The 2,294-nt window shown below is 55.4% G+C and carries 1 protein-coding gene; it reads right to left on the bottom strand.

Annotated elements, in window-relative coordinates:
• Positions 1 to 326: 326 nt before the first annotated feature.
• The gene (gene ltrA, locus NHH03_RS27460) at positions 327 to 1,814 is read right to left on the bottom strand and encodes a group II intron reverse transcriptase/maturase (protein WP_253161562.1); all 1,488 of its coding nucleotides are present in this window, start codon (positions 1,812 to 1,814) and stop codon (positions 327 to 329) included.
• Positions 1,815 to 2,294 lie beyond the last annotated feature (480 nt).

The following is a 2,294-nucleotide window of genomic DNA, read 5'->3' as shown; positions in this document are numbered from 1 at the left end:
CGCAAGGAAGTCGTGCAGCTTGGCGTGCCACCCATTGGGAGAGTCGCATGCATTCAATCCCATCTCTACGCCAACGGCGTTCGATAGCTTAGCCCGGGGTCACTGTCGAACCTGCTGGAGGCAGGTTCGACAGGAACCCCGGGTGAACATGAAACCGTTTTCCCCCGGCGGGATTCGGCGGCTATGCCGCCGAATCCCGCCGGGCAGAGCGTGTTCCCGGTGTTCGCAACCTAGGGTGGTCGAGTAGGCCCGAGGGATTGCTCTCCTCGGGCCTCTCACAGAACCGGACTTGTGGGTCACACATCCGGCTCTTCAAATTGACTGTCTCAGAACAGGAGTAGTTGTTCCGAGGCCCGTGGTGGGTTTAGCTCGTGCCAGCGGCCATACAAGTTCACGAGACGTTCAGCGAACCAGACGTTGGGGTACGCTTTGTGTACCCCAAAGCTGGCACTTCGCTTCCAGTGACCGCGAATTTCATAAACCGCTTTGCGTGCCATCCCACCAGAGACGCCGCGACTGACTAAGTGACGAAATAGATGACGCGGACGTTTTCTTTGACGGATCTTGATCGACCGCAGCCGACGACGGATGTGGGCGTCAAAACGCGAGAAAGATTTCGTGTCCGTGCAGAGCTGAAAGTAACCGATCCAACCGGTCAGGTAGGAGTTCACTCCGGCGATGCAACGATCAAACGAATTCCCCCAGGACCGTGGCGTTAGCTCACGAATCTTGGCGTTCATTCGTAGTCGTGTCCGTTGGGAGATCGCAATGGTCACCTCTTCACTCTCGTCCTCTTTTCCAAGCTGAAAGCCAAGAAACGTCAAGTCGTAAGGTCCGTTCACCGAACTCTTCTCCTGGTTGACGACCAAGCGAAGTTTGCGTTCGATGAATCTCGTAACCGATGCCATCACGCGATGGCCTGCTCGTTCACTTTGCACGAAGATACTGAAATCATCGGCGTAGCGGACGAAGCGAAGACCGCGACGCTCCAACTCCCAGTCCAATTCGTTCAACACGATATTGGATAGTAGCGGAGAAAGGGGACCACCTTGCGGCGTGCCCTCTTCGGTCGTCACACGCGTGCCTTCGGGCAACACCACGTTCGCCTTGAGCATCCGGTGAATCAATTTCAGCAAGCGACCATCACTGACATGTTCGGACATTCGCCCGAGCAAGCGTTGATGATGAACACGGTCAAAGAACTTCGACAAGTCGATGTCCACCGTGTACGCGTAGCCTTCCTCAAAATAGCCGGTCGCTAAAGCGATCGCAGTTTGGGCTCCCCGGTCGCGGCGAAAGCCGTGACTGCCGTCGTGAAAGATTGGTTCAAAGATTGGCTCGATCACTTGATGAACCGCCTGTTGAACCATTCGATCAACGACGTTAGGTATCCCTAGACCTCGCTCGCCACCGCCTGGTTTGGGAATCCAAACTCGGCGGACGTCGCCAGGAATAAAGTTACCTTGCAGCAGAGCACGTTGGACTTTGGGCAGAAGTTGTTGAGCATGCTCAACAACCTCCTGCACGCTGAGTCCGTCGACTCCGGAAGCACCCTTGTTACGGGCGACTCGAAGCAGAGCGGTTGCCAGATTCGGCAACGACGCGACTTCTTCCAACAAATTCTCGGCGGAGAGTTCTCCACCGGAATCAGTTCGGGCGTCTGTTTCGTTCATCAAATTGGCATCGGCTTGATACAGCAGATAGGCTTTGCCAGCGGATACGTCCGCCTTGGAAGCCTGACTGCTCTCGCGACCGTTGGGAGGCGAGTTGTCGGCAAACGCAAATGCCAGTTGGTGTGATTCAGAGCTTTTCAATTTGTCATCCCCTTCGCTCCACGGGCGTTACTCCGCTTCACCACTACTATGAGATGATCCGACTTCTCGATCGACTTCGGGTCGTTGTCGTTTCCTTCGTAGACCCTACCACAAGCCTTTGGGCGGGGACTTACTGAGGATCGATCGAGATCTCTTGGGGTAAGATTGAGAAATGTCTCGCCGCTCCCGCCTTCACTACTGAATGACCACGACCGGATATTGGGCGTCGCTCGTCCGCGCTCGCTAACCCAGGTCAAACAGCCTGCTAGAAGGTTCATTTTCATTCGGTGCTGCGATTCGCTACATGCTTCCATCTCACACGACCTCACGGCAAAACCTCCACCGACGGGCCGTGACAGCCTGGGCTTCAGTTCGTGCAATTGCTTTTCACTCATGGTTACCTCCGACAGGTCCCATAAAGGACTTTCACCTTCAATCTCTCAATCGTGCCCAACGCACACGGTTTGCTCGCTGCGCTCA

It is taken from the genome of Stieleria tagensis (genome assembly GCF_024129865.1).
Lineage (GTDB): Bacteria > Planctomycetota > Planctomycetia > Pirellulales > Pirellulaceae > Stieleria > Stieleria tagensis.
The sequence above is the reverse complement of the archived record's forward strand: the minus strand, read 5'-3'. Positions and strand labels throughout refer to the sequence as shown.